General features: G+C 37.0%; 16 protein-coding genes. 12 read left to right on the top strand and 4 right to left on the bottom strand.

The window, feature by feature from the left end:
• The first annotated feature begins 13 nt into the window (after positions 1 to 13).
• The 5 genes from VBZ51_RS02055 to VBZ51_RS02035 all read left to right on the top strand — a co-directional run bounded on the left by VBZ51_RS02055 (position 14) and on the right by VBZ51_RS02035 (position 6,937).
• A complete protein-coding gene (locus VBZ51_RS02055) occupies positions 14 to 1,771 on the top strand; it encodes a RagB/SusD family nutrient uptake outer membrane protein (protein WP_416575912.1) in 1,758 nt (585 codons plus the stop codon).
• Positions 1,772 to 1,954: 183 nt separating this feature from the next.
• On the top strand, positions 1,955 to 3,664 hold the full coding sequence (locus VBZ51_RS02050; protein WP_416575911.1) for a metallophosphoesterase: 1,710 nt from the start codon (positions 1,955 to 1,957) through the stop codon (positions 3,662 to 3,664).
• Positions 3,665 to 3,833: 169 nt separating this feature from the next.
• Positions 3,834 to 5,108 (top strand): DUF5690 family protein, encoded by a 1,275-nt coding sequence (locus tag VBZ51_RS02045; RefSeq protein ID WP_416575910.1) that lies wholly within the window; start codon positions 3,834 to 3,836, stop codon positions 5,106 to 5,108.
• Positions 5,095 to 6,252, top strand: coding sequence for a TIGR03364 family FAD-dependent oxidoreductase (locus VBZ51_RS02040; RefSeq protein WP_416575909.1), 1,158 nt, complete (start codon positions 5,095 to 5,097; stop codon positions 6,250 to 6,252). Before VBZ51_RS02045 ends, VBZ51_RS02040 begins: the two co-directional genes overlap by 14 nt.
• 1 nt (position 6,253) lies before the next feature.
• A complete protein-coding gene (locus VBZ51_RS02035; protein ID WP_416575908.1) occupies positions 6,254 to 6,937 on the top strand; it encodes a phosphonatase-like hydrolase in 684 nt (227 codons plus the stop codon).
• A gap of 65 nt (positions 6,938 to 7,002) precedes the next feature.
• Here the strand turns inward: VBZ51_RS02035 and VBZ51_RS02030 are convergent, their stop codons facing one another.
• Complete coding sequence (locus tag VBZ51_RS02030; RefSeq protein WP_416575907.1) at positions 7,003 to 7,569, bottom strand: helix-turn-helix domain-containing protein; 567 nt, start codon at positions 7,567 to 7,569, stop codon at positions 7,003 to 7,005.
• A 258-nt stretch (positions 7,570 to 7,827) separates the two neighbouring features.
• On the opposite strand from VBZ51_RS02030, the gene VBZ51_RS02025 reads away from it, so the two are divergent.
• From VBZ51_RS02025 to VBZ51_RS02000, 6 genes are read left to right on the top strand one after another with little or no spacing between them, the layout of a single operon-like run.
• Complete coding sequence (locus VBZ51_RS02025; protein ID WP_416575906.1) at positions 7,828 to 11,007, top strand: SusC/RagA family TonB-linked outer membrane protein; 3,180 nt, start codon at positions 7,828 to 7,830, stop codon at positions 11,005 to 11,007.
• Between the two features lie 30 nt (positions 11,008 to 11,037).
• Positions 11,038 to 12,591: a SusD/RagB family nutrient-binding outer membrane lipoprotein gene (locus VBZ51_RS02020; RefSeq protein ID WP_416575905.1), complete on the top strand. Its 1,554-nt coding sequence runs from the start codon at positions 11,038 to 11,040 to the stop codon at positions 12,589 to 12,591.
• Entirely contained in the window at positions 12,581 to 14,248 is a 1,668-nt protein-coding gene (locus tag VBZ51_RS02015; protein ID WP_416575904.1) for an alkaline phosphatase family protein, read from the top strand. Before VBZ51_RS02020 ends, VBZ51_RS02015 begins: the two co-directional genes overlap by 11 nt.
• Positions 14,249 to 14,265: 17 nt before the next feature.
• On the top strand, positions 14,266 to 15,618 hold the full coding sequence (locus tag VBZ51_RS02010) for an aspartate aminotransferase family protein (protein WP_416575903.1): 1,353 nt from the start codon (positions 14,266 to 14,268) through the stop codon (positions 15,616 to 15,618).
• Positions 15,619 to 15,624: 6 nt separating this feature from the next.
• Positions 15,625 to 17,211, top strand: coding sequence for a fibronectin type III domain-containing protein (locus VBZ51_RS02005; RefSeq protein ID WP_416575902.1), 1,587 nt, complete (start codon positions 15,625 to 15,627; stop codon positions 17,209 to 17,211).
• A gap of 4 nt (positions 17,212 to 17,215) precedes the next feature.
• Positions 17,216 to 18,304, top strand: coding sequence for a phosphoglyceromutase (locus tag VBZ51_RS02000; RefSeq protein ID WP_416575901.1), 1,089 nt, complete (start codon positions 17,216 to 17,218; stop codon positions 18,302 to 18,304).
• A 187-nt stretch (positions 18,305 to 18,491) separates the two neighbouring features.
• Here the strand turns inward: VBZ51_RS02000 and VBZ51_RS01995 are convergent, their stop codons facing one another.
• Complete coding sequence (locus VBZ51_RS01995; RefSeq protein WP_416575900.1) at positions 18,492 to 19,103, bottom strand: hypothetical protein; 612 nt, start codon at positions 19,101 to 19,103, stop codon at positions 18,492 to 18,494.
• Positions 19,104 to 19,456: 353 nt separating this feature from the next.
• On the opposite strand from VBZ51_RS01995, the gene VBZ51_RS01990 reads away from it, so the two are divergent.
• A complete protein-coding gene (locus VBZ51_RS01990; protein ID WP_074672327.1) occupies positions 19,457 to 19,861 on the top strand; it encodes a response regulator in 405 nt (134 codons plus the stop codon).
• A gap of 12 nt (positions 19,862 to 19,873) precedes the next feature.
• Here VBZ51_RS01990 and VBZ51_RS01985 read toward each other — a convergent pair whose 3' ends face one another.
• The gene (locus VBZ51_RS01985) at positions 19,874 to 20,257 is read right to left on the bottom strand and encodes a hypothetical protein (protein ID WP_416575899.1); all 384 of its coding nucleotides are present in this window, start codon (positions 20,255 to 20,257) and stop codon (positions 19,874 to 19,876) included.
• Positions 20,258 to 20,374: 117 nt separating this feature from the next.
• Positions 20,375 to 22,891 carry a hypothetical protein gene (locus VBZ51_RS01980; protein WP_416575898.1) on the bottom strand — a complete coding sequence of 839 codons (2,517 nt, stop codon included), beginning with the start codon at positions 22,889 to 22,891 and terminating at the stop codon, positions 20,375 to 20,377.
• Between the last annotated feature and the right edge of the window lie 189 nt (positions 22,892 to 23,080).

The following is a 23,080-nucleotide window of genomic DNA, read 5'->3' as shown; positions in this document are numbered from 1 at the left end:
AAAATCTATCAAAATGAAAAATAAACTAATTATATCATCACTGGTTCTGGTCTCTTTGTTGACATGGAGCTGTACTGATCTAGAAGAAGAATTATTAGATGAATCATTAACAGGTGCCCAGGCAGAAGTGATTAGTGGGGCTATTGCACCCGCTTACGGTTATATTTCTTGGACATGGAGGCATACCAATTATTATGGTCTACAGCTTATACCTTCAGATGAGGCAATACTACCTTATAGAGGAGGAACGGATTGGTTTGACGGTGGTAAGTTCTTGGCGGCTCATAGCCATAATTTCACCCCTACTAATGATTTGGTCGCTAGTGGTTGGAATGAGCTTACCACGAATATTTCAAGAACCTTGGCCGCCATTGAAGTACTTACTCCGTTAGCGGATGAGGGAGATGCGGAAGCGGCAGGGGCATTGTATGAAATGAAAGCCTTAAGAGCGTATTTGAACATGTTGTTGCTAGACAGTTGGGGTATTGTTCTTAAAAAAGAATCATCTGAAGAGCTTTCAGAAGTTTTAAGAACACAAGATGCCATAGACTATATTGAGAGCGAGTTGTTGTCTGTTGTTGATGTGATCAATGATGATAAAGGACCTGGTAGAATGTCGCGTTCTGCTGTATACGGTTTTTTGGCTAGATTGAACTTGAACGCTGCCGTGTACCGTGATCCTTACGGTACGCCTAATTTCACGCAGGCAGATATGGACCAGGTTATCACATATACCAGTAATATTATAGATTCTGGAAACTTTTCTTTATCTCCAGAGTATTTTGAACTGTTTAATGATGAGAACCATTCTAATCCAGAATTGATATTTGCTTTAGATCAACGTGGTGTATTGACCCAGGAACATAGTCGTTGGGCATATTGGTCTATTGCGGGGTCAATGTTTCCAAGACCTGAGTGGCCTAGTGCCGATGGTACTGACGGACCTGCCGTTACTTCAGATTTTTATCAAACGTGGGTAGATGCCTATGGAGATGTTGATCCTGCGGATGCAGATGCCCGTTTCTATCAAAAAAACACCTTGGTGCCAGATGCTCAACTGGCAGATTTGGAAGGGCGTGAAAAATTATTGGAAACTGAGACCGAAGATAGTTTTTACTGCGTACAAGATGTTGCTTTTGAAATGGATAGAGGTATTCTTCGTGGTATACAATGGGGACCTAGAAAAGGTGATGACGGCCAGTTTCTTACCTGTGAAGACGGTACTATTAAAATTTTACCGGTAAGACAGATAAAAGGAAATGGTCCTTCTCGGGATATAGGGTACGTAGATCACACTTTGGAAATAGATTTTACCAATGAAGGATCTTTGCATAATACGGGCTACAGGGCATCTAAGTATCAATTCAGCCGTACCTCACCAAATGGTAATGGTAACAGTAGTGTTGACTTGGTGTTGATGAGACTTGCCGAGATATATTTAATGCGAGCGGAAGCCAAACTAAGAAATGGCGATGCTGCAGGTGCATTGGCAGATGTAAATGTGGTAAGAACTTCTAGAACGGCACGCCCGGAACAAACGCCAGATCCTTTAACTGCAGTAGATACGGATATCATATTTCGCGAGCGTGGTTTTGAACTGTATTGGGAAGGGTTTAGAAGAGGAGATCAAATTCGTTTTGGAAAGTATGAAGATACTTGGACGGAAAAAACGGATACCGATGTAAACCATAGATTGTTCCCAATTCCACAAAGTGCCGTTGATGGTGCTTCTGGTATAGATGGTTTCTTAGAGCAGAACCCTGGGTATTAATCAAAAATTAGCTTTAATAGGAAACGGTAAGAATGTGAATTCTTGCCGTTTTCTTTTAATATATAATTGTTCATGAAAATTAATTTTAAAAGTATGAAAGGTTATATGTCAACTTTCTTTGTTCTATTATTTCATTTGGCGTGTACTTCTTAAACTATAAGGAACGAAGTTCAAATTGCCTTCATGGCCGATGTTCATTTCGCAGATGTGTATCCTGAATTTGAAGATTTAAATCCTGATGTGTATACAGACACCGTGAATGGTAAAAATGTTTTAATACGGTCAATGGAATCACAATTACATTCTACCCGATTGTTCAATGAAAATTATTTCGCTTTTCAGGCGGCTTTAGATGATGCCGTCAGAAGAGGAATTAAAATTATTGCCATGCCTGGCGATTTTAGTGATGATGGTCAGCCTGTTCATATTAAGGGTTTAAAGAAAATAATGAATTGTTATGCTGAGGAATACAATGTGTCTTTTTTTATGGTAAATGGTAATCATGATCCCACGAGACCTTTTGGAAAACAAAGTGGTGAACGTGATTTTCTTTCAAAACATGGTCGATTGCAACCTATTATGAGTACTAAAGGCTTATATACATCGAGCACTATAGCTGAGGAGCCAACAGTGATTGCTAAAGAAATTGCGGAGTGGGGGTATAAAGAGATTTTAGAAGAGTTGAAAGCGTATGGCTTTTTTCCGCAACAAAAGTTCAGATATTGGGAAACTCCTTTTTCTACTTATGATTATGAAGACTATACTTTTAAAAAAGCGGAATTGGCATCTAAACTGGATAATAGAATTTCGTCTAACACTACGTTAAAAACAATTCCAGACGTAAGTTATCTGGTAGAGCCGGTAGAAGGTGTTTGGCTTTTGGCTATAGATGCTAATGTGTACACGCAAAAATCAGATGGTATAGGGTTTAATGGTTCTGGTATAGGTTATAATGAAGTATTGACATATAAACGATATCTGCTAGAGTGGACAGAAAAGGTGGTAGAAAACGCCAATCGGTTAGGTAAGACGTTAATTGCGTTTAGTCATTACCCTATGGTCGATTTCAATGATGGGGCAACTGATGAAATGAAACAGTTATTCGGTGTCAATAGTTTTCAGGCGCATCGTGTGCCCGATGAGGTTGTAGGTGAAATTTTTGCCGATATGGGATTGAAAGTACATGTGGGTGGGCATATGCATTTAAACGATACGGGTATCATAACTACCAAGAATGGTAATACATTAACGAATATACAAACTCCTTCATTGGCTGCTTTTCCGCCAGCTTATAAGTTAATGACCATAAAGAATACATCTAAGTTAGAAGTAGAAACTGTAATTTTGGATTCGGTAGCTTCCTTCAATTCTTTTTTTGAAAATTATAAAAAAGAGCATGGTTTCCTAAGAGATAATTTTCCTGATAGAATGTGGAACGACACTATTTTGGCATCATCCAATTACCTCGATTTTACAAATATACATTTACAGGAATTGGTGCGTTGGCGTTTATTGCCTAACAATTGGCCTGAACATTTAAAAGAGTCATTGTTAAATAAAAGTGGATGGCAATTGGTTCAAAAAGTTCTAGGTGAGGATTTTTCTGAAAAGGAATTATTGTTGAAAATGAACAATGCTGGTGTTTCAGAATCTGATTTTAATAATTGGAGTGGTGGAGATTTAATTTTAGATTTTTATCGACTTAGAAATGCTGATGATATTGCATTGATTGATATTGAACCTAATAGATTAAAAACATATAGTTTTTTGTTTGATGTATTGCAACGGCAAACTGAAAATGAAGAAATACTTTCATTACAATTATTTGCGCTAATTTTTCAAAAACAGATGAATGGGGAAGAGTCAATGAAATTTAAGGTCCATTTAGAATAATGTTTGTAACAATCTCCTCAATAATTCAGAGGTTTAACTTAATCTATCACTTTTTATAACCATCTAATAACATTTAAAAAGTTACTAATAGTAAATAAATATAGATTTTTGAGATAATTATTTACTATTAGTAAACAAATGTTACGTGTTTAAGATTTCTAAAATAAATATGGCCGTACTGTTAAATGGAGCTTTAGCTTCGTTCGGACTTTACTTTTGTATGTATGCTTTTAGAAAGCCTTTTTCAGTAGCCACATTTGATGGTCAAATGTTGTTTGGTATCGACTACAAAATTTTGCTCATTTTGGCTCAGGTCCTAGGGTATATGCTTTCTAAATTTATTGGTATTCGGGTGGTTTCTGCATTGCAGGTACAACATAGGGTAGCCTATTTAACGGGCATGATCTTATTTGCAGAATTAACGCTGGTACTATTTGGTCTGCTGCCAGGTCCATATAATTTCATACTATTTTTCCTTAACGGACTTTCCTTGGGTATGATCTGGGGCATTACGTTTTCTTTTTTGGAGGGTAGAAAAATGACCGAGATATTAAGTATTGTTCTATGTTCTAGTTTTATAGTGTCTAGCGGTGCCGTAAAATCTGTTGGGTTGTGGTTAATGACCACCTATGCAATTTCCGAATTTTGGATGCCTGCGGTTACGGGAGCCCTGTTTCTTCTGCCGTTTTTCATTTGCCTTTATTTTTTGAACAAATTGCCTCCACCAACAGCAGAGGATATTAAACTCAGAAAGAAAAGAAAACCAATGTGTGCAGCGGATCGTAAAAAGGTCTTCAGCAAATTTTCTTTTCCGATTATAATTTTAGTGGTCTTTTATACCGCACTTACCGCGTTACGGGATTTTAGGGATAATTTTTCTAGAGAATTATGGGACAGTGTGGGGTATGCCGGTGATGCTTCTATTTATACACTATCTGAACTTCCAATAGCATTTTTGGTGTTACTTGTATTGGGGTTGTTCGGGTTGATAAAAAATAACTTTAAGGCTTTTATGGGGTTTCATTTCTTGTTGATACTGGCAAGTGTGCTGGTAGGGGTTTCTACCTTTTTATTTCAACAAGGCGCCCTTCAGCCTGTGTATTGGATGGTGTTTATTGGTTTTGGACTTTATGCCTGTTATGTGCCGTTCAATTGTATCTTTTTTGATCGGATGATCGCCACTTTTTCTATTAAAGGTAATGCTGGTTACCTTATTTATATTGCAGATTCCTTCGGTTACTTGGGTAGTATGGCAGTACTACTTTATAAAAATTTTGGAAGCCCAAATAGTTCTTGGCTACAGTTTTTCATGGGTGCTACCTACTGTATTGCCTTTTTGGGTGTAGGTGTTTCTATAGTATCTATGTTCTATTTTCAAAAGAAATACAAGCAAAATAATTCTAGTATCCATTTTAAAATCCCCATGGTTAATGGCAGATATTGAGTATGATTTAGTTGTAGTTGGTGGTGGTGTGTTAGGTACTTTTCATGCTTATCATGCCATGAAAAAAGGGTTAAAAGTAGCTTTGCTTGAAAAAGATGCTATGCCCAAAGGGGCTACAGTTCGCAATTTTGGACAGGTGGTACCCTCTGGTATGAATACCAAATGGCAACAATACGGTCGTAAAAGCTTAAAGATATATAAGAAGATCCATGCTAAATTTGATATTTCGATACGGCAAGAAGGATCTATTTATTTGGCTTCTAATGATGATGAGATTCAGCTAATTGAAGAGTTGAAAGAAATTAATCGAGCCAATGATTACACTTCTATTCTTTTTACAAAGACGGAATGTCTTAGAAAATACCCAGGATTAAATGAACGGTATGTAAAAGCTGGCTTATTCTTTCCTGAGGAAATTACTGTAGAACCTCGCACTATGATCGGTCGTGTACATAAGTATTTAAAGAAAAAAGGGGTAAGCATTTTTTATAAGGCTAAGGTAATTGAATGCAATGCGCTTAATAATGAAGTAAGCACTCAATTGGCAAACGGTAGAATGTTGATGTCTGCAAAGGTAATTATCTGTAATGGTAGTGATTTTAAAACGTTGTATCCAGAACTATTTTCCACTAGTGATTTAGAGGTTTCTAAGTTACAGATGATGAAAACCAAATCACAAGGCGATTTTAAAATTAGCGGATCTATTTTAACGGGACTTTCCATTAGAAGATATGAGGCTTTTGCTGAGTGTCCGTCTTATTTAAAGATCAAATCCAAAGAACCAATGAATAGTCTTGAGAAAAAATGGGGAGTACATATTTTATTTAAACAAGCTATGGATGGTGGGGTTATTCTTGGGGATTCTCATGAATATGCAGATGCGGACAATATTGATGATCTCGGGTTCGACTTAAATATGGATATTGATGATCTAATGCTAACAAGGGCCAAAGAAATTTTTAGCCTGCCCACCTATGAAATTGAACAGCGTTGGTTTGGCATGTATTCTCAATGTAAGAATTCTGATATTTATGAGCGCACCATCGATAGGAATATTCATATTGTTACCGGTATTGGGGGTAAGGGAATGACCGGTAGTGCAGGTTTTTCAAAACAGAACATTCAACAAATTTTTAATATTTAGCATGCATACAATTAAATTGGCCGTATTTGATATGGCAGGTACTGTTGTCAATGAAGACAATGTGGTATATAAGACTTTACAAAAGGCGATCAATGAGAGAGGTTTTCAATTGACCTTGGATTTTGTGCTGGAACATGGTGCGGGTAAAGAAAAACATCAAGCAATAAAAGATATTATTAAAGCGGACATCGGTAGTGTTGATGCAGAAATGGCAGCTTCCATTTTTGAAGATTTTAAGGTGTTGCTTAATGAAGCATACCATAAGCTAGAGGTAGGTAGTTATGAAGGTGTAGAACAGATGTTACTGTCATTAAAAGAAAATGGCATTAAAGTAGCTTTGAATACAGGGTATGATAGTAAAACCGCCCAGTTATTATTAAATAAAATGTATTGGACCAAAGGCAAGCAGTATGATGTTTTGGTAACGGCAGATGATGTGGTTCTTGGTAGGCCTAATCCAGATATGATCGTTGAGGCAATGATGAAACTTAACGTTCATGATGAAGAACTGGTGCTAAAAGCCGGTGATTCCATAATCGATATTGAAGAGGGAAAAAATGCCAATTGTGGGGTTACAATCGGGGTGACCACTGGTGCACATACCAGACATCAATTATTAAGTGCAAACCCAACCCATGTTCTTGATAGCTTAACCGAATTAAGGCAGTTGTTATTACCATCTTAAAGGATGAAAATAAAATAAAAAAAAGCCACTGATCGTGGTTTTTTTTATTTGTATGTTCTGGTTGGTTATATAAAAAAGTAAAGTACTAACATAATTGCCGTATTGTTGCTCCTGTTTTCTGGGACATGGGCAATTCTACCATCAAAAAATATAGAATCTCCTTCTTTGATCAGTACCTCCTCTTCGTCTATAATATAATAGCATTCACCTGAAAGCATGTATTTGAACTCATAGGCATCGGTCTTTACCTTGTCTCTTTTTGAGTTGGGGTGTACGTGTAATAATACAACTTCAAAACCTAGGCTATTAAGCTGTTTGCCAAAAATAAGCGAATAAGAAAATCCAATAGCATCGTCTTCTTTTTCAATAAAGGTATTATCCTCTTTTCTAGAAACAATAAAATTGGCTCCGTTAGATTGTGGTAGTCCGCTAAAAAAATCGGTCACTTCAATATCCAAGGAACTTATAATTTTTAATAGTACGGGTAAAGAGGGAATTGTTCTACCATTTTCTATTCTAGAAATAAGTCCTGCTGTTACTCCGGCGCGCATGGCAATTTCACTAATAGTCAAACTCCCGTTTTTACGAATTTCTTTGATCCGTTTGCCAATTCCAATAAGGTAATCATCCATTGATAAGTGTTCTCCTACAAACATAATGAAAAATAAAATGTATTGTTTTTTGATAGGTGCTACAGCTGTAATCAGCCATAGTGCAGGGACTTAACATAAAACTTACATTTTGCATATTTGTAAATAATGTTTAACTAACCATAAGCTAACTTTAGCCTTGTAATGGTTGCAATTGCTTAATGTGTAATAGGCTTGTCATTGAATTTTCATTTAGATATTTGCTAAACTAACAAACCAAAGTTTACAAATACGAACAAAATGAAAAAAACATTATTAATTACAATGCTTGTGTTTTTAGCAAGTTTTGTAGCACATGCCCAAACGGTATTTACGGGTAAGGTGTTAGACGAAAACCAAGTTCCTTTACCTGGTGCTACTGTAGTAGTGAAAGGAACAACGAACGGGGTGGCCACAGATTTTGATGGCAACTTCAGTATTGAACTGAACGGTTCAAATGACATTTTAGTGGTGTCCTATATTGGGTATATTGCTCAGGAGTATAATACAGCGAATAAAATTACGGGCACCATAAATTTACAGCCCGATTCTCAACAACTAGATGAGGTTGTAGTTACCGCTTTGGGAATAGAAAGAGAGAAAAAATCTTTGGGTTACGCCTCTCAAGAATTGGATAATGACGAGCTTGTTCAGGCACGGGAGCCAAACTTATTGAACAGTATGTCCGGTAAGGTGGCCGGTTTACAAATTACCAACAGCCCAACCGGATTGGGTGGCTCGGCAAGGGTTTCTATACGTGGTGATGCTTCTCTGAACATTAATGGTAACTCGCCATTGTTCATAGTAGATGGTACTCCTATCAGTAATGAAATTGTTGGTTCTAGTGGATCAGGTACGCAGAGTGTAGATTATGGTAATGGTGCAGCTGAAATCAATCCGCAAGATATAGAATCGATCAACGTACTAAAAGGTCCCGCTGCAGCAGCGCTTTATGGATCAAGAGCGGCAAATGGTGCTATCATCATAACAACTAAAAAAGGGAAATCCCAAAGTAGTAAGCTTGGTGTTTCTTTTAATACGGGTATTACCGTAGAAAATGTATTAATGCTGCCAGATTGGCAAAATGAGTACGGACAAGGGAACAACCAACAGTTTTCTTTTGTAGATGGCAGTGGTTCTGGTATTGCCGATGGTGTTGATGAAAGTTGGGGTCCAAGATTGGATACCGGACTTATGATCGCACAATTTGACTCGCCAAGAACAGATGGAACCAGAGGTGGTGACACCTCGGTCAGTAATGCCGATATTATTCCTACACCATGGGTGTCTCAACCTGATAATACAAAAGATTTCTTTGAAACTGGTATTACAAAGACCAATAGTATTGCCATTTCTAAAAGTGGTGAAATGGGAAACATGAGATTATCATTTCAGAACTTAGATCAAGAAGGTACATTGCCCAATACTGATCTCAATAGAAATACCTTAAGTTTTTCCGGAACCATGAATGTATCGGATAAAGTAAAGGTAAATGCCAATCTTAATTACGTAAAGACAGATAGTGACAATAGACCTGCAGTAGGTTACGGTACGGAAAGTATCATGTACCTGTTCATTTGGTACGGGCGCCAATTGAATACCAATAACCTTAGAGATTATTGGCAACCTGGTCTAGAGGGTATACAGCAGTTTAACTACAACTACAATTATCATGATAACCCTTATTTTACTATGTATGAAAATACCAATGCGCAAGATAAGGATCGTATGTTCGGTAATGTAAGCCTTACTTATGACATTAGTGAAAACTGGAAGTTGTTGCTTCGTAGCGGTCGTGATTTCTATAGAGATTTTAGGGTTCGTAAAAGAGCGTTCAGTACGCAGCGTTTTCCTTTTGGAACATACCAAGAAGATAATATTTTCTTTGAAGAAAGTAACTCTGATTTCTTGTTGAGCTATGATAAAACCTTTGGAGAAAAGTTTAATTTAAATATTTCCGCAGGTGGAAACCAATTACGTCAAAAGCAAGACTTTACAAAAAGTGTAGCTCCACAGTTGATCAATCCTGGGGTGTATTCATTTAACAATAGTAGACAGGCGGTGCAAGTGAGCTCTAACAACAGTGAAAAGCGCATCAATAGTTTATACGGTTATGCCAGATTTGGCTATGACAATGTATTATTTATGGACATTACAGGAAGAAATGACTGGTCTAGTACATTGCCAGAAGGTAATAATTCATATTTCTATCCGTCGGTTACATTAAGTGCCATTGCCAGTGATATGTTCAATATGCCAGACTGGGTAACGTTTGCCAAGGTAAGGGCCGCTTATGCTGAGGTAGGTAATGATACCGATGCGTATAGATTACGTAGTTTTTACCAAAATGAGACTCAATTTGATAGTTCTACACCCATATTGACAGAATCTTCGCTGATACCAAATGCAAATTTAAAACCAGAGATAACCGGCTCTTATGAATTTGGTCTGGACCTGCGTTTTCTACAAAGTAGAATTAATTTGGATATGACCTATTATGATAGCGCTACCAAAAACCAGATCATAAATATTAGTACGGATATTGCCAGTGGTTATAGCAGTCAGTTGATCAATGCGGGCGAAGTTCGTAACTACGGTTTTGAGGCTATTGCCAACTTTGTTCCAGTGTTAACGGATAATTTTAAATGGAGCTCAACCTTCAATTTTGCCACTAATAAAAGTGAGGTGAAAGATTTGGGTGATGATATCCAATTTACGTTGACCGAGGCTAACGGAGCATATATACAAGCTCGTGAAGGAGGTTCTATCAGTGCTATTTATGGTAGAGGTTTTCAAAGAGTAGAAGATGAAACTAGTGAGTACTTTGGGCAAATGATCATTAATAATCAAGGTATTCCAGAACGTACAGATGATTTGGTATACCAAGGTGATTATGCACCAGACTTTACTTTGGGTATACAAAATACCTTCAAATACAAGAATGTTGATCTAGGGTTTTTGATAGATACTAGACAGGGCGGAATAGTCGTATCTAGAACTAAGACTATTGGTAGTACTTCTGGGCAACTGCAAGAAACTTTAGAAGGAAGGGAAACCGGAATTGTTGCAGAAGGTGTTATAAATACGGGATCGGCAGAGAACCCTGTATATACTCCGAACACAATAAATGTAGATGCTAGAACATTCAATAACAGATATTATGAAAGGGATAATGTAGAAGCGGCAAAGTATGATGCTTCTTATACCAAACTTAGAGAGGTTTCATTAGGATATTCATTTCCGCAAAAAATGATCGATCAATTACCGATCACCAATGCTAGAATTTCTGTAACTGGTAGAAACCTGATTCTATGGACGGACAACCCTCATTTTGATCCAGAAACGGTTGGTGTTTCCGGGGGTACGTTGCAACCGGGTATAGAAAACATGAGTTACCCAAGTTCGCGTTCGTTCACCTTTAACCTACAGGTTAATTTCTAATTGACGAAAACTAAATAATATAAAGAAATCATGAAAAAAATACTATTACTTCTAATATCCTTGGTACTTGCGGTTAGCTGTACCGAAGATTTTGAAACAATCAATATAAATCCTAACTATCCGGCTTCTGCACAACCAGAACTTTTATTGCCGGGCGTACAACGAGAAATGGCCTATAATTGGGGAAACCAAGGTTGGGAAGAAGGTTTTACCGTGGTACAATATGGCGCTAGGTTGCAGTTTACCAGTGGCGATACCTATAACTGGTCTCCGTCTGGTGACCCTTATGACAATGCATATGCGTCTTTACGCGATGTGGAAAATATCATTAGGGATACGGAGACCAATGAAGAGGCGCAAAATTACTATGGTGTTGCCTTGGTAATGAAATCTTGGATTTATTCTTACGTAACCGATGCCTATGGTGATGTGCCTTATTCTGAAGCTACCAGTGGTATTGAAGATGGTAACGTAACTCCTGCTTTTGACGCTCAAAGCTCTATTTATGCTGGTATTTTGGCAGATTTGGAAACTGCGAACACCGTTTTAACGGGAGCTGGCAATATATCTGGTGACATCATCTATAATGGTGATATTGAAAAATGGAGAAAGTTTGCCAATTCATTGAGGTTGCGTTTGCTAATGCGTATCAGTGATGTTGATAATGCTACCGCAGTTGCGGGTATGGCTCAAATAACGGGTAACCCATCTGCCTATCCAATTTTTGAAAGTAATGAAGATATGGCTTTTGTAGAGTGGAATTCTGATAACCCACAACCAAAATATGACGCCCGTAGCGGTAGTTTTGACGAGGTGAGATTAAGCCAAACTCTTGAAGCCCGTTTAAAGGATCTGAACGATAATAGACTATATGTTTTTGCACAGCCAACCACAGATTCTGATAAAGGTATTTTCTCTGAAGATTTTAATGATTATGTAGGTATGCCCAATGGATTGGATGATGAAGCGGCATTAGGATATAGTCCCTCTGGAAACCCAGATGAGTCCGGCTCAAATTTCATCTCTAGACTAGGTATTCTTTTAGCATGTAGAGCCTGTAACCCAGAGCAGGCTTCGGCTACGGCTTCACATACTATTATAATGAGCTACTCTGAACTTCAGTTTATTTTGGCAGAAGCTGCTGAAAGAGGATTTATTTCTTCTGGCGATGCAGCTATGTATTATGAAAACGGAATTAGAGCTTCATTTGCATATTATACAGAAAGAGTTGCCGCTGGCGGATGGTCAGATATTGCCAATGCTATGCAAGCAACGGATCTTGAGGCTTATGTTGGTCAAGATGCTGTAGCATTAACTGAAGCTACAGATGATAATTTGGCGAAAATTGCGCTTCAAAAATGGATATCGTTATTCTATACCGGTTTTGAAGGATGGTCAGATTGGAGAAGAACGGGAATGCCAGAAGTAATTCCAGGACCAGATGCTGTTAACGATGGTATGGTTCCGGTACGTTTTCAATATCCAAATTCGGTGAAATCCACGAACAGCGAAAACTACAATGCCGCTGTACAAAGTATGGGTGCCGATGATATTAATACCAAACTTTGGTGGGATGTTGATTAAGCAAAGGGTTAAAAAGTACACTTCAATTATAACACTGACCATAGGGATGACCTCCCTATGGTCTTGTGATTATGACAAGTTGGATAAAATGGGTTCTGAAACTACCCATGTTGTGGTGATCGGTTTTGATGGGTTGAGTCCAGACGGACTCCAAAATGCTGATACACCTACTTTTGATACTATGATAGAAGAGGGTGCTTCAACCATGCACGCAAGGGCAGTTTTACCCACAAGTTCAAGTACCAATTGGGCTTCTATGATTATGGGTGCCGGACCGGAACAACACGGTATTACATCTAATGCTTGGGAAAAAGATAATCTTACCTTACCTGCGGTTACACAAAGCGAACCTTTTTTGTTTCCCAGTATTTTTCATTTGATTCGTGAGCAAAGAACATCGGAAAAAATTGGAGCTATTTATCATTGGGGAGGTTTTGGACGGTTATTTGAGAAAAATGCGGTAGATTTTGATGAAAATCCCGCTACCGAGGAAGAAACTGCTGTGAACGCCAGTAGTTATATCAAAGTAGAAAAACCCTTATTTACGTTTGTCCACTTTGATCATATTGACCACGCTGGTCATGAGTTTGGGCACGGTACAAAAGAGTATTACCATGCGGTTGAAAAGGCAGATTTATTATTGGCGGAAATTATGAAGGCCATTACAGAATCTGGTATGGCAGATAATACTATGGTAATCATTAGTTCTGATCATGGGGGTAAGGGCAAAGGCCATGGTGGCGAATCTATGGAAGAAATTAAAATACCTTTTATTCTTTGGGGCAAGGGTATAAAAAAAGATTATAGGATAAAATATCCGGTATACCAATATGACAATGCTGCAACTGTTGCACACGCCCTACAAATTAAAACACCACGTGCATGGATCGGTAGACCTGTACTTGAGGCTTTTGAGGGTGAAAATGTGGAAGATGATTACCCTACTTTGGTACAGTTGAAAAAACCAAGATTAAATAGACCGGCAAAGGGCTATGCAGCAGATGGGGGCTTGTTCAATGAGGAGGCCCAGTTAGTATTAGAAAACCCAAATGCCTACGGTGAAATTAGGTATACGCTAAATGGTGCAATGCCAACGAAAGAATCCAACACCTTTACACAGTCCATAGTTCTAAAAGAAAATACGGTGGTAAAGAGTGCCATATTTGTTGCTGATAAGTTGAGCAGTGGGGTTTCCGAAGCATTTTTTAGGATAAAACCAGCATCGCTTAAAGCTCCTGTTTCTTATGAGGTTTTTCATTTGAACGACCTTTCCTTTATTCCATCAATAGGGAATAGAAAACCGGATGCTAGGGGAACCGTTTTTGAATTTTCATCGGAAGAAGTTCGTCAGCATATACAAGCAAACACATTGTTCAGGTTTAAGAGTATGCTCAAAATAGAACATGAAGACAGTTACAATTTTGCAGTAAGATCAGATGATGGTAGTAAGCTGTACATAGATGGTGAATTGATTGTAGATAATGACGGGGACCATGGCGTAAGAACAAAAACAGGAAGTATTGAAATGGACAAAGGTAGTCACACCGTTGAGGTACTTTGGTTCAATGGCGGTGGTGACGGTTGGTTAGATGTTTATATTGAAGGTGATAAAACGCCTAATCAAATTTTATCTACGGATTTTTTAAAAGCACGATAATGTTGAATGACCGTAATATGAAACATGATCCATTGCAGAATAAACGTACCGAAGGAGATATAAATAACACCCATGCCAGAAATGAATGGATTGATGGTATTACCGATGTAAAGACTTTAAGGTTATTGGAAAAAGATGCCCGTTACTTTTTTCATCAAGCTTTGTCTACGCCTTGTTTAGATGTGCTTGGTAATTGTAGCGGTCCACATATAGAGAATATATCCGGTAAGCGATATTTAGATTTTCATGGTAACAATGTGCATCAACTGGGGTTCTCACATCCAAAATTGGTAAAGCGCTTAACGGAGCAGTTACAGGGGCTGTCTTTTTCTACCAGGAGATATACGAATGAACCTGCTATAAAATTTGCGGAAAAGCTGGCTTCATTGCTTCCATCGGATTTAAATAGGGTTTTAATGACTCCAAACGGGAGTTCGGCTGTAGGTATTGCTTTAAAATTGGCACGCGCCGTTACCGGTAAATTTAAAGTGGTATCGTTTTGGGACTCTTTTCATGGCGCATCTTTAGATGCTATCAGTGTTGGTGGAGAAGCTGTTTTTAGGGAATATATGGGACCAATGATGCCAGGTGTAGAAAGAATACCTCCACCTGTGACCTATAGGGGTATTTTTGAAGGTGATGAGGCTAAATGCTTGGAATATTTGGAATATGTATTTGCTAAAGAGGGTGATATAGGTGCTTTTATCGCAGAGACGGTTCGCAATACGGACGTTCAATTGCCTTCGGTTACATTTTGGAAAGCGGCTCGTGCATTATGCAATAAGTATGGGGTTGTTCTTATTTTAGATGAAATACCCATTGCTTTGGGCAGAACCGGAAAAATGTTCGCTTTTGAACATTACGGTATAGAACCGGATATTCTTTGCTTGGGCAAGGGTTTGGGCGGTGGTATTTTTCCACAGGCCTGTATGGTTACCCGAGATAGGTATAATACCTTCCCGGACATTTCATTGGGGCATTATACCCATGAAAAAAGTCCCTTAGGTGCCATGGCGGCATTGACGACCTTAGAAATTATAGAAGAGGAAAAAATACTGCATAAGGTTGCGGGAGATTCTTTGACAATGTGTACTTCAATGACCATTTTAAAGGAAAAGTACGAACTTATAGGCGATATACGTGGTCGTGGATTACTATGGGGCGTTGAGTTGGTAACCAATAGGGAGACGAAGGAGAAAGCAGTGGAAAAAGCTGAACAGGTTATGTACAATTGCCTTAAAAATGGTCTGAGTTTTAAGGTATCCGCAGGTAATGTGCTTCAATTGGCTCCAGCGTTGACCATTACTAGAACTGAATTAAAGAATGCAATACAAATTTTAGAACATGCGCTAGATGGCGTTAATAATTAATGACATATGAAACTATTGAATTTTACTTTTTTGGCAACCTATTTTTGTGGTGTTGCCTTATATGCCCAAGAGACATCGGTATTTGTGGTTAAGCCTTATTTGCAAGATGCGAACCCTACTGAAATTACGGTAATGTGGGAGACTTCTTTGGGAGAAGAAAGCGTGGTTGAGTTTGGTACGTCACCTAAGTTGGGTAAAAAAGCGGTAGGTGGTGCTGAGGATATCAACTTTGGTCCATCTCGTATTCATGAGGTAAAACTAACGGGACTAAAAAGATTTACTACCTATTATTATCGTGTGAAAACAGATAAGTTGGTGTCAGATATTTATCAGTTTAAGACACCTCCATTTGCAAGTGATAATGAGTCGTTCAATTTTTTGGCTATGAGCGATATGCAGATTGATCACCAAAATCCGGATAAGTTCAATGAAATTGTAAACAAAGGTATACTGCCCTTTTTGAAGTCGGAATATGGCAATACTACGCCAGATGATTTAGCAATGGTTTTAATACCTGGAGATTTGGTGGAGAACGGTGCAAAGTACGAGCAGTGGCAAAACGACTTTTTTAAGCCTGCGCAAAAACTTTTTTCAGAAGTGCCTGTGTATCCTGTACTGGGTAATCATGAAAGAAATGCAAACTATTATTTTAAATATTTTAGTTTGCCTAAAAATGGTACACCCGCATATGCAGAGCATTGGTGGTACAAAGATTATGGCAATACCAGAATTATCGGCCTTAATTCAAATGAAGGATACCGTGATAGTCGTGAGCAATTTGCTTGGCTGAAATCATTGCTTGAAGAGACGGCTAAGAATGAGGAAATAGATTTTGTGTTCGCACAATTGCACCATCCGCACAAATCTGAATTATGGATTCCCGGTGAAGAAGAATCTTCAGGTAAGGTGGTAAAAATGTTAGAGGAATTTACCACCAAAACAGGTAAGCCTAGTTTGCATTTTTTTGGACATACCCATGGCTATTCTAGAGGGCAGTCAAAGGATCATAAACATCTTTGGATCAATGTGGCATCCGCAGGTGGTGCTATTGATAATTGGGGTGAGTTTGAGGGTAGGGACTATGATGAATTCAGTGTTACCCAAGATGAATACGGATTTGTTATGGTAGAGGTTGATGGTAATCATGAGAATCCAAAATTCACCATCAAAAGAATCAGTAGAGGAAATGAAGAGTTGTATAGGGACAATGAAAAAACGGATGAAATTGTCATTTATGCCAAATCACATCAACCGGAAACTCCAATAGCTATTGCATTTAATGGTGCGGTGGAGTATACTGGCGGAATGTTAAAGGCGCAACCTTTTAAAAGTTCCTTTAAAGATGCCTATCATGCGGCATCACATTGGCAAATATCCACAACAGAGGATTTTGATACATTGGCTCTGGATAGTTGGAAACAATCTGAAAATTGGTACTACGGCGAAAACAGGCAAAAAAACGATAACTTAACCGATGAACCCACTAAAAGATTAAAACCGAATACCAAATATTATTGGCGAGTACGCTATAGGGACCAACATTTAAATTGGAGTGATTGGTCAAAAACTGAATCATTTAAAACGAATAATTAATTTGATGATGAAAATACGAACGAGAATATTATTGGTTGCCGTGCTATTTATGTGGCTAGGGGCAACGGCTCAAATTGATAAGACCGCTAATGTATTTTTAATTACGTTAGATGGTGTACGTTGGCAAGATGTATATCATGGTTTAGATACGGAATTGGTGCAGAGTAACTATACAGAGGACAAAGAGCTATTAAATGAAATGTTTTCAGGTAGTTCACCTGAAGAAAGTAGGGAGAAAATCATGCCTTTTTTTTGGAATACCATTGCCAAAGATGGTCAATTGTACGGCAATAGGACCAAAGGCAGTAAAGTTGATCTCACTAATAAAATGTTATTTTCCTATCCTGGGTATAATGAAATTTTAACAGGTAAGGCAGATGATGCCCATATTGATAGTAACGACAAAAACTACAATAAGAATGTAACGGTTTTAGAATTGGCAAATAAACAAGTGCGGTATACTGGTAAGGTTGCTGCCTTTGCCAGTTGGGACGTTTTTCCTTTTATCATCAATGATAAAAGGAGCGGAATCCCCGTAAATGCCGGGTATATGAATGCCCAAGGAGATTTGAGTGGTAGGGAGATATTCTTAAATGAAATGCAACATCAAGCGCCAATTATTTGGGAAAGTGTACGGTTAGATGTGTTTACCCACCATTACGCAAAAGAATATGTAAAAAAGAACCATCCTAAAGTTGTATACATATCTTATGGAGAAACGGATGATTTTGCACATGGCGGCAAGTTTGATTTTTACATGAAATCATTACATAATACTGACGCTTTAATAGCGGATTTATGGCAATACGTACAGCAAGACGATTTTTATAAGGATAATACCTATTTTATAATCACTACGGACCATGGTAGGGGATCTGGTATTCTTGAAGATTCTAAATGGACAAGTCATGGTAGCAATGTAAAAGGAGCCCAACATACATGGTTGGCTATTTTAGGTCCAAATGTAAAACCTGTTGGGGAAGCAGTTAATGGACAACTTTATACCGATCAACTTGCACCAACCATAGCTAAAATTTTAGATGTTGACGTAGATATACAAACTATGCCGGCAAAACCGATTAACTTAAAATAACATTGATGATTACTTTAAATTAAAACTAAAGTTAATTGCGATTTTTACAGCGAGTTTAGAATAAATTAGAGTTGAAATAAGCCAATGCCAATGAATTTTGGTGTTGGTTTTTTTTGTTGATAATCTAATAAAAAGAAGGCTGTTACACCCAGTATAACAGCCCATTGGTACATTAAGCACAAAAGTATTAATTCATACCATACACTACGTTGACCGTTAATTGCTCTTGGTAGTCTGCATAATAACTGGTCCAATCGTCATTATAATTAGAATTACTGCTAATAGCGTGTATGTTGCCTAAATCAGTGTTTATTGTTTTACATAATTCCATAGCATATGCCTTGGCATTTTCCAATGCGGCATTGAGTGCAATTTTATTGTTTTCAGGTGAAACATTTTGTTTTATTTGAAATTGTAATTGAACCCCTAACAAATTTGTCTTCAGTAATTTCATGGCTAGCTCTTTAGAATCTGTTTCATAGTATAAAATGGTACCGTCGCGTTGATATCCTAAAGAAAAATACTCCATCTCTTTTTCTTGAAATTTAGAGGTATCTATGTTCAATGCTTTCAATTCTTGATAATATTGTTTTCTTAATTGGTCTAGGTTTTCCACTCGTGTATCGGCATAGTAGACTTGATCCATACTTAAGGTAGCCTTAACCCTGTATTTAATAATTGTTTTTTCTAAAGGGGCGCTACCGGTTACGGTCACTGTCTTTTGTTCTAAATTAATTTGTGCCTGTAAAGCGTTGATCGCAAAAAGGCTGAATAAAAGGATGATGCTAATTTTTCTCATTTCAGTAGTAGTTTAAAAGATTAATATTAATTTTTTGCAGGATGTATTTTCGGTTATTATTGCATTGTTTTTAGTTACATAGTTGTATTTCATAGTGATACAAGTATTTTTATCATATTTTAAATTTTTGCTTATGTTATTTATCGTTTCAAAAAATATGTGTTAGTTTTTAATTTTTTTAACAAAATTTTAGCGTTTAATATTGAATAATTAATAATGGTAAAGTTTTGAAATGCTGTGGTTTATGTAATTTATTGTAGAAATTATTAGCAACTATCAAAATTTTATTGTAAGTTAAATCCTGTTAATTTTAAGAACTAAATTTCCCCAGGGATTAACGAATATTATTAGCTATGAAAATTGATACAGTTTGTATTATAGATGACGATCCAATTTGTGTTTATGGTACTAAAATTCTTTTGAACCATAATAATTTTGTGAGCGCTGACATTCTTGTATATGAGGATGGTGATGAAGCTTTAACCAATTTAACTTCCCAATTAAACAAAGGTCAACGAATGCCCGATATCATTTTATTGGACCTTAATATGCCTATTATGGATGGGTGGGGATTCTTGGATAAATTCTCAAAATTACCGCTGGTAAACAAACCTCAGATTTTTATAGTAAGCTCACATTATGGAGACCATGAAATTAAGCGGGCAAAACAATATGATTTAGTTCGCGATTTTATTTCAAAACCGTTGATTTCAAAAAATTTGAACGATATTTTAATGATGAGTAATATTGCAGTGTAAGCTGTTATTACTTTAGCTTAAATCTAGCTCGTTCAAAATAAAATCAATGTTGACCACATTTGCTTTATGATAGCTTAATAGTCTATTAAAAGACATCATATACCCCAAGCCGTTCAATGCTTTATTGTCGGTTTTTTTTAGGCTTATCTCATGTAAATTCTCGGTAATTTCATTTACTATGGAATCTACGGTATTGCCTGGGTTTACCTCTAATAAGCGTAACATTTTGGTGACCAATTCCTCATTCTTAAGATTGGCATTTATGTAATTATTTACGGTTTGCTGTCTATGTTCGTCTAAAAAGCTCAGGTCGCTATTTTTAAAATAATGGCTTACCTGTTTGTTAATTGCATACAGGTTACTAAATTCTTTGCCTAATAATTCTTGTTTGTCCATCGTAATCTAATTTATTATTTCTTCATAAGATAGTTTTTAAGGTTAATGTTCATTAATGTTATTACGTGATTTTATATCTCAAAAATGAGATTGTTCATTGTTCTTTAGATGTTCATTTTATCCAAGTTTAAATGGTTTTATTTTGTCATCATCATCAAAATATCTTAGGGTTATACCTTTGCCAACAAGAGGCTCGTATAGTTCAAACTTCATATTACTACCTGAAAATTTAGAGGTCCAATAAATCAGTTTTTTTAAATGTAGCTGTCTAAATTCCTCTGATATACGCTCTTGAAAATCGCAACCGGTGATACTCAATACTTCCAATTGGGTAAGCTTTGCCAATTCTTTAGGTAGTGTGTTTTGTGTAAAATTTTCTATCCCTAAAACACGTAGCGATTTCATAGCGCCGATCCAATGTGGTATTTTCCTTTTGCTGTATTTGCCGTTAATTAAAAGAGTGTCTAAAGAGAGATTGGCAATTGCAGTTGGGTAGGTTTTCATTTCTTTTGATATATGTTCTAACCAAAGGAATTTTAGGGTTTTCCACTGCGTAATCGTTTCTATGGCTTCTGAACCAAAATCATCGCAAAAGTTAATTTTAAACGCTCTTATTTGGGGCACATTTAAGCCTGACATCGATTGTACATCACAACTGTATAGTTCAAGTATTTTTAACTTGTTCAGACTTACCTTTGGAAAATCACGAATTCCCGTGCAATCCCTTAGCTCTAGATGTTCAAGATTAGGAGTTTGCTCCAATACCAATTGTAAAGAAGCACTATCTCCCTTATAATTATTGAGTTGTAGAGATTTTAATTTTGAGTTTTCATATCCAGAAAGTCCCTCGTAGAATTCTGGTTTATCTTCTGGGAACTCAACAAACAGATATTCTAAATTAGGACAAGTTTTTAGCAGCTCTGCAATATTTTTGGCAGGACCGGTATACTCGTATTTTTTAATGCTCTGCGGATTTTTAAGAAACGCGAATTTCGATTCGCCTGCTATATATGAGTTGTTTTTACCTAAGTCCATCTGTTGAGCATCCATCACATCATAAAATGCTTTTAAATCTGATACGGGCGTATGTTCAACATTTACCTGAGTTGCCGAGCGTTTCGTTTTTCCAGGAATAATCCCTTTTAAGCCTTTTATGGTCAGCTGCTCTGTATGTTTGGGCAGTGCATCTGTGTTTAATTCCAAATAGTTCTCGAACTGAACGGTGAATTGCTTTAGTTTTTCAATTTTAGAAAGTGCTTTGGGTACTATTGCCGTATTAGGTGCTTCGCCTACAGGTGTGGCATAAGAAGTGTTTTTATACAGGCAGACACTTTCTATTGTTTCCAATTCATTTATCCCATCAAAAATCCAATCTAAGTTGGGTACTAGTTTATAAGTAATGCTGGTTAGGTTTTTAAACGCTGCCAAGGTATTCTTGTGCTTTTTTTCCGGAGCTTCGCAATTAATTGAGATGGTTGTCAATTCTGGAAAAAACTCCGCATTGTCCAATACATAATTTAGCAGTTTGGGTGTATCTAAATTCAGTTCTTTTCGGCTAGATTTCTCGGTCATTGAGGCAATGTCTATATTACGGTTGCCAATTTTTGTGATCAAATTTGGTCTGGACTCAAAACCAAAAAAGAAATCTGCAGAAATGGTTGTTATTTTGGGAGCTATAAGTTCAAACAGCTGCAACTCTGGCATTGCTTCAAATCCTGTAGGTAAGGTTTCTAAACGGTTAGAAACTACCTTGAATTTCTTTAATTTTGGTAGGTTTTTCATTTCCTGTGGCAACGCCGTTAGCTCGTCTAAACCATACAAATCTATCTTGTTCAATGTGGGTGGAAATACAACTACAGACAAATCTTCCACTCCTACATTTTGTAACTTTAATTCTTTTAAAAATTTAAGGTCAGCAAGCCAATTGAAATCTTTTAAATAAGTATTGTAATCATCGCCTCCAAAAGAGTAATTGCCTTTAAAGGTGAATTCTTCCAGTGATTTTAATTTACCTATTGAAGCAGGTACTTCCTTTAAAAATGGCATGGTAAGCTTCATTTTCTTTAGGTTGGTAAGGTTGCCTAGTTCATCAGGCAATTGCTCAAAATCTGCCTGTATTTCTAGTGCCTCTAAAGAGGTGAGATGAGTTAGTGCTTCTAAAATTGTAGTATATGCATTGCCCTCATTCTTTAATGATATTTCTAGCTTTTGTATTCCGTTGAATCTGCCTAGTATACTTGGGTGTTCTACCAAACGGTCTAAAAAGTTTTTTGTGAAATTGAAGAGCCCTAATTCGGGTTCTTTGAATAATAACGAGTGTAGTTTAAAAAGATTTAATTCATCAGAAAGTAATCCGTATTCCAACATCGCAACCAATCTAGAATCAACCGATTTCACACCTCCTTTTTGACTTATCTTTTTACGGCTCTTAAATGCCGTTTGAAAGTACTCAGGTGCCTGTTTTTTGATAATATTGGTGCATTCCGTTCTAATTTCTTTGTTCGCTGTTGTTTTTGCTATCACAAAAATTTCATAGAAAAAACCTTCAGGGTAGTTTGTACAGCTTTTTATAGCTTCAAAAGAAGCATCGATCTCAAAAAAATCGAATAGGGGTGTTTTGTTAGTATTCGGCATAACAACACGTAATTTTTTAGATGTACAAAGCTTTTCAAAAGCACTGGTGTTTTTGTCACTGCATTCAGTGATATTGACGATTAAAAAAATCCTGTAGGTTGAAAAATCCCCAAATTCCGGTAGAAAGAAAAGTTACTTTCCGGCTAACTTGCCATAATTAATTGGAGACTGTAAAATAACATTGTACAG

Source organism: Maribacter sp. HS, assembly GCF_048059195.1.
In the GTDB taxonomy this organism is placed as follows: Bacteria; Bacteroidota; Bacteroidia; order Flavobacteriales; family Flavobacteriaceae; genus Maribacter; species Maribacter dokdonensis.
The sequence above is the reverse complement of the archived record's forward strand: the minus strand, read 5'-3'. Positions and strand labels throughout refer to the sequence as shown.

What these genes read in the sequence shown, in the direction of transcription:
- VBZ51_RS02035 (WP_416575908.1), top strand. Translation starts at nt 6,254, where the DNA reads ATGCATACAATTAAATTGGCCGTATTTGATATGGCAGGTACTGTTGTC.
- VBZ51_RS02005 (WP_416575902.1), top strand. Translation starts at nt 15,625, where the DNA reads ATGAAACTATTGAATTTTACTTTTTTGGCAACCTATTTTTGTGGTGTT.
- VBZ51_RS01980 (WP_416575898.1), bottom strand. Translation starts at nt 22,891, where the DNA reads ATGCCGAATACTAACAAAACACCCCTATTCGATTTTTTTGAGATCGAT.
- VBZ51_RS02045 (WP_416575910.1), top strand. Translation starts at nt 3,834, where the DNA reads ATGGCCGTACTGTTAAATGGAGCTTTAGCTTCGTTCGGACTTTACTTT.
- VBZ51_RS01995 (WP_416575900.1), bottom strand. Translation starts at nt 19,103, where the DNA reads ATGAGAAAAATTAGCATCATCCTTTTATTCAGCCTTTTTGCGATCAAC.
- VBZ51_RS02020 (WP_416575905.1), top strand. Translation starts at nt 11,038, where the DNA reads ATGAAAAAAATACTATTACTTCTAATATCCTTGGTACTTGCGGTTAGC.
- VBZ51_RS01985 (WP_416575899.1), bottom strand. Translation starts at nt 20,257, where the DNA reads ATGGACAAACAAGAATTATTAGGCAAAGAATTTAGTAACCTGTATGCA.
- VBZ51_RS02050 (WP_416575911.1), top strand. Translation starts at nt 1,955, where the DNA reads ATGGCCGATGTTCATTTCGCAGATGTGTATCCTGAATTTGAAGATTTA.
- VBZ51_RS01990 (WP_074672327.1), top strand. Translation starts at nt 19,457, where the DNA reads ATGAAAATTGATACAGTTTGTATTATAGATGACGATCCAATTTGTGTT.
- VBZ51_RS02025 (WP_416575906.1), top strand. Translation starts at nt 7,828, where the DNA reads ATGAAAAAAACATTATTAATTACAATGCTTGTGTTTTTAGCAAGTTTT.
- VBZ51_RS02040 (WP_416575909.1), top strand. Translation starts at nt 5,095, where the DNA reads ATGGCAGATATTGAGTATGATTTAGTTGTAGTTGGTGGTGGTGTGTTA.
- VBZ51_RS02055 (WP_416575912.1), top strand. Translation starts at nt 14, where the DNA reads ATGAAAAATAAACTAATTATATCATCACTGGTTCTGGTCTCTTTGTTG.
- VBZ51_RS02015 (WP_416575904.1), top strand. Translation starts at nt 12,581, where the DNA reads ATGTTGATTAAGCAAAGGGTTAAAAAGTACACTTCAATTATAACACTG.
- VBZ51_RS02030 (WP_416575907.1), bottom strand. Translation starts at nt 7,569, where the DNA reads ATGGATGATTACCTTATTGGAATTGGCAAACGGATCAAAGAAATTCGT.
- VBZ51_RS02000 (WP_416575901.1), top strand. Translation starts at nt 17,216, where the DNA reads ATGATGAAAATACGAACGAGAATATTATTGGTTGCCGTGCTATTTATG.
- VBZ51_RS02010 (WP_416575903.1), top strand. Translation starts at nt 14,266, where the DNA reads ATGAAACATGATCCATTGCAGAATAAACGTACCGAAGGAGATATAAAT.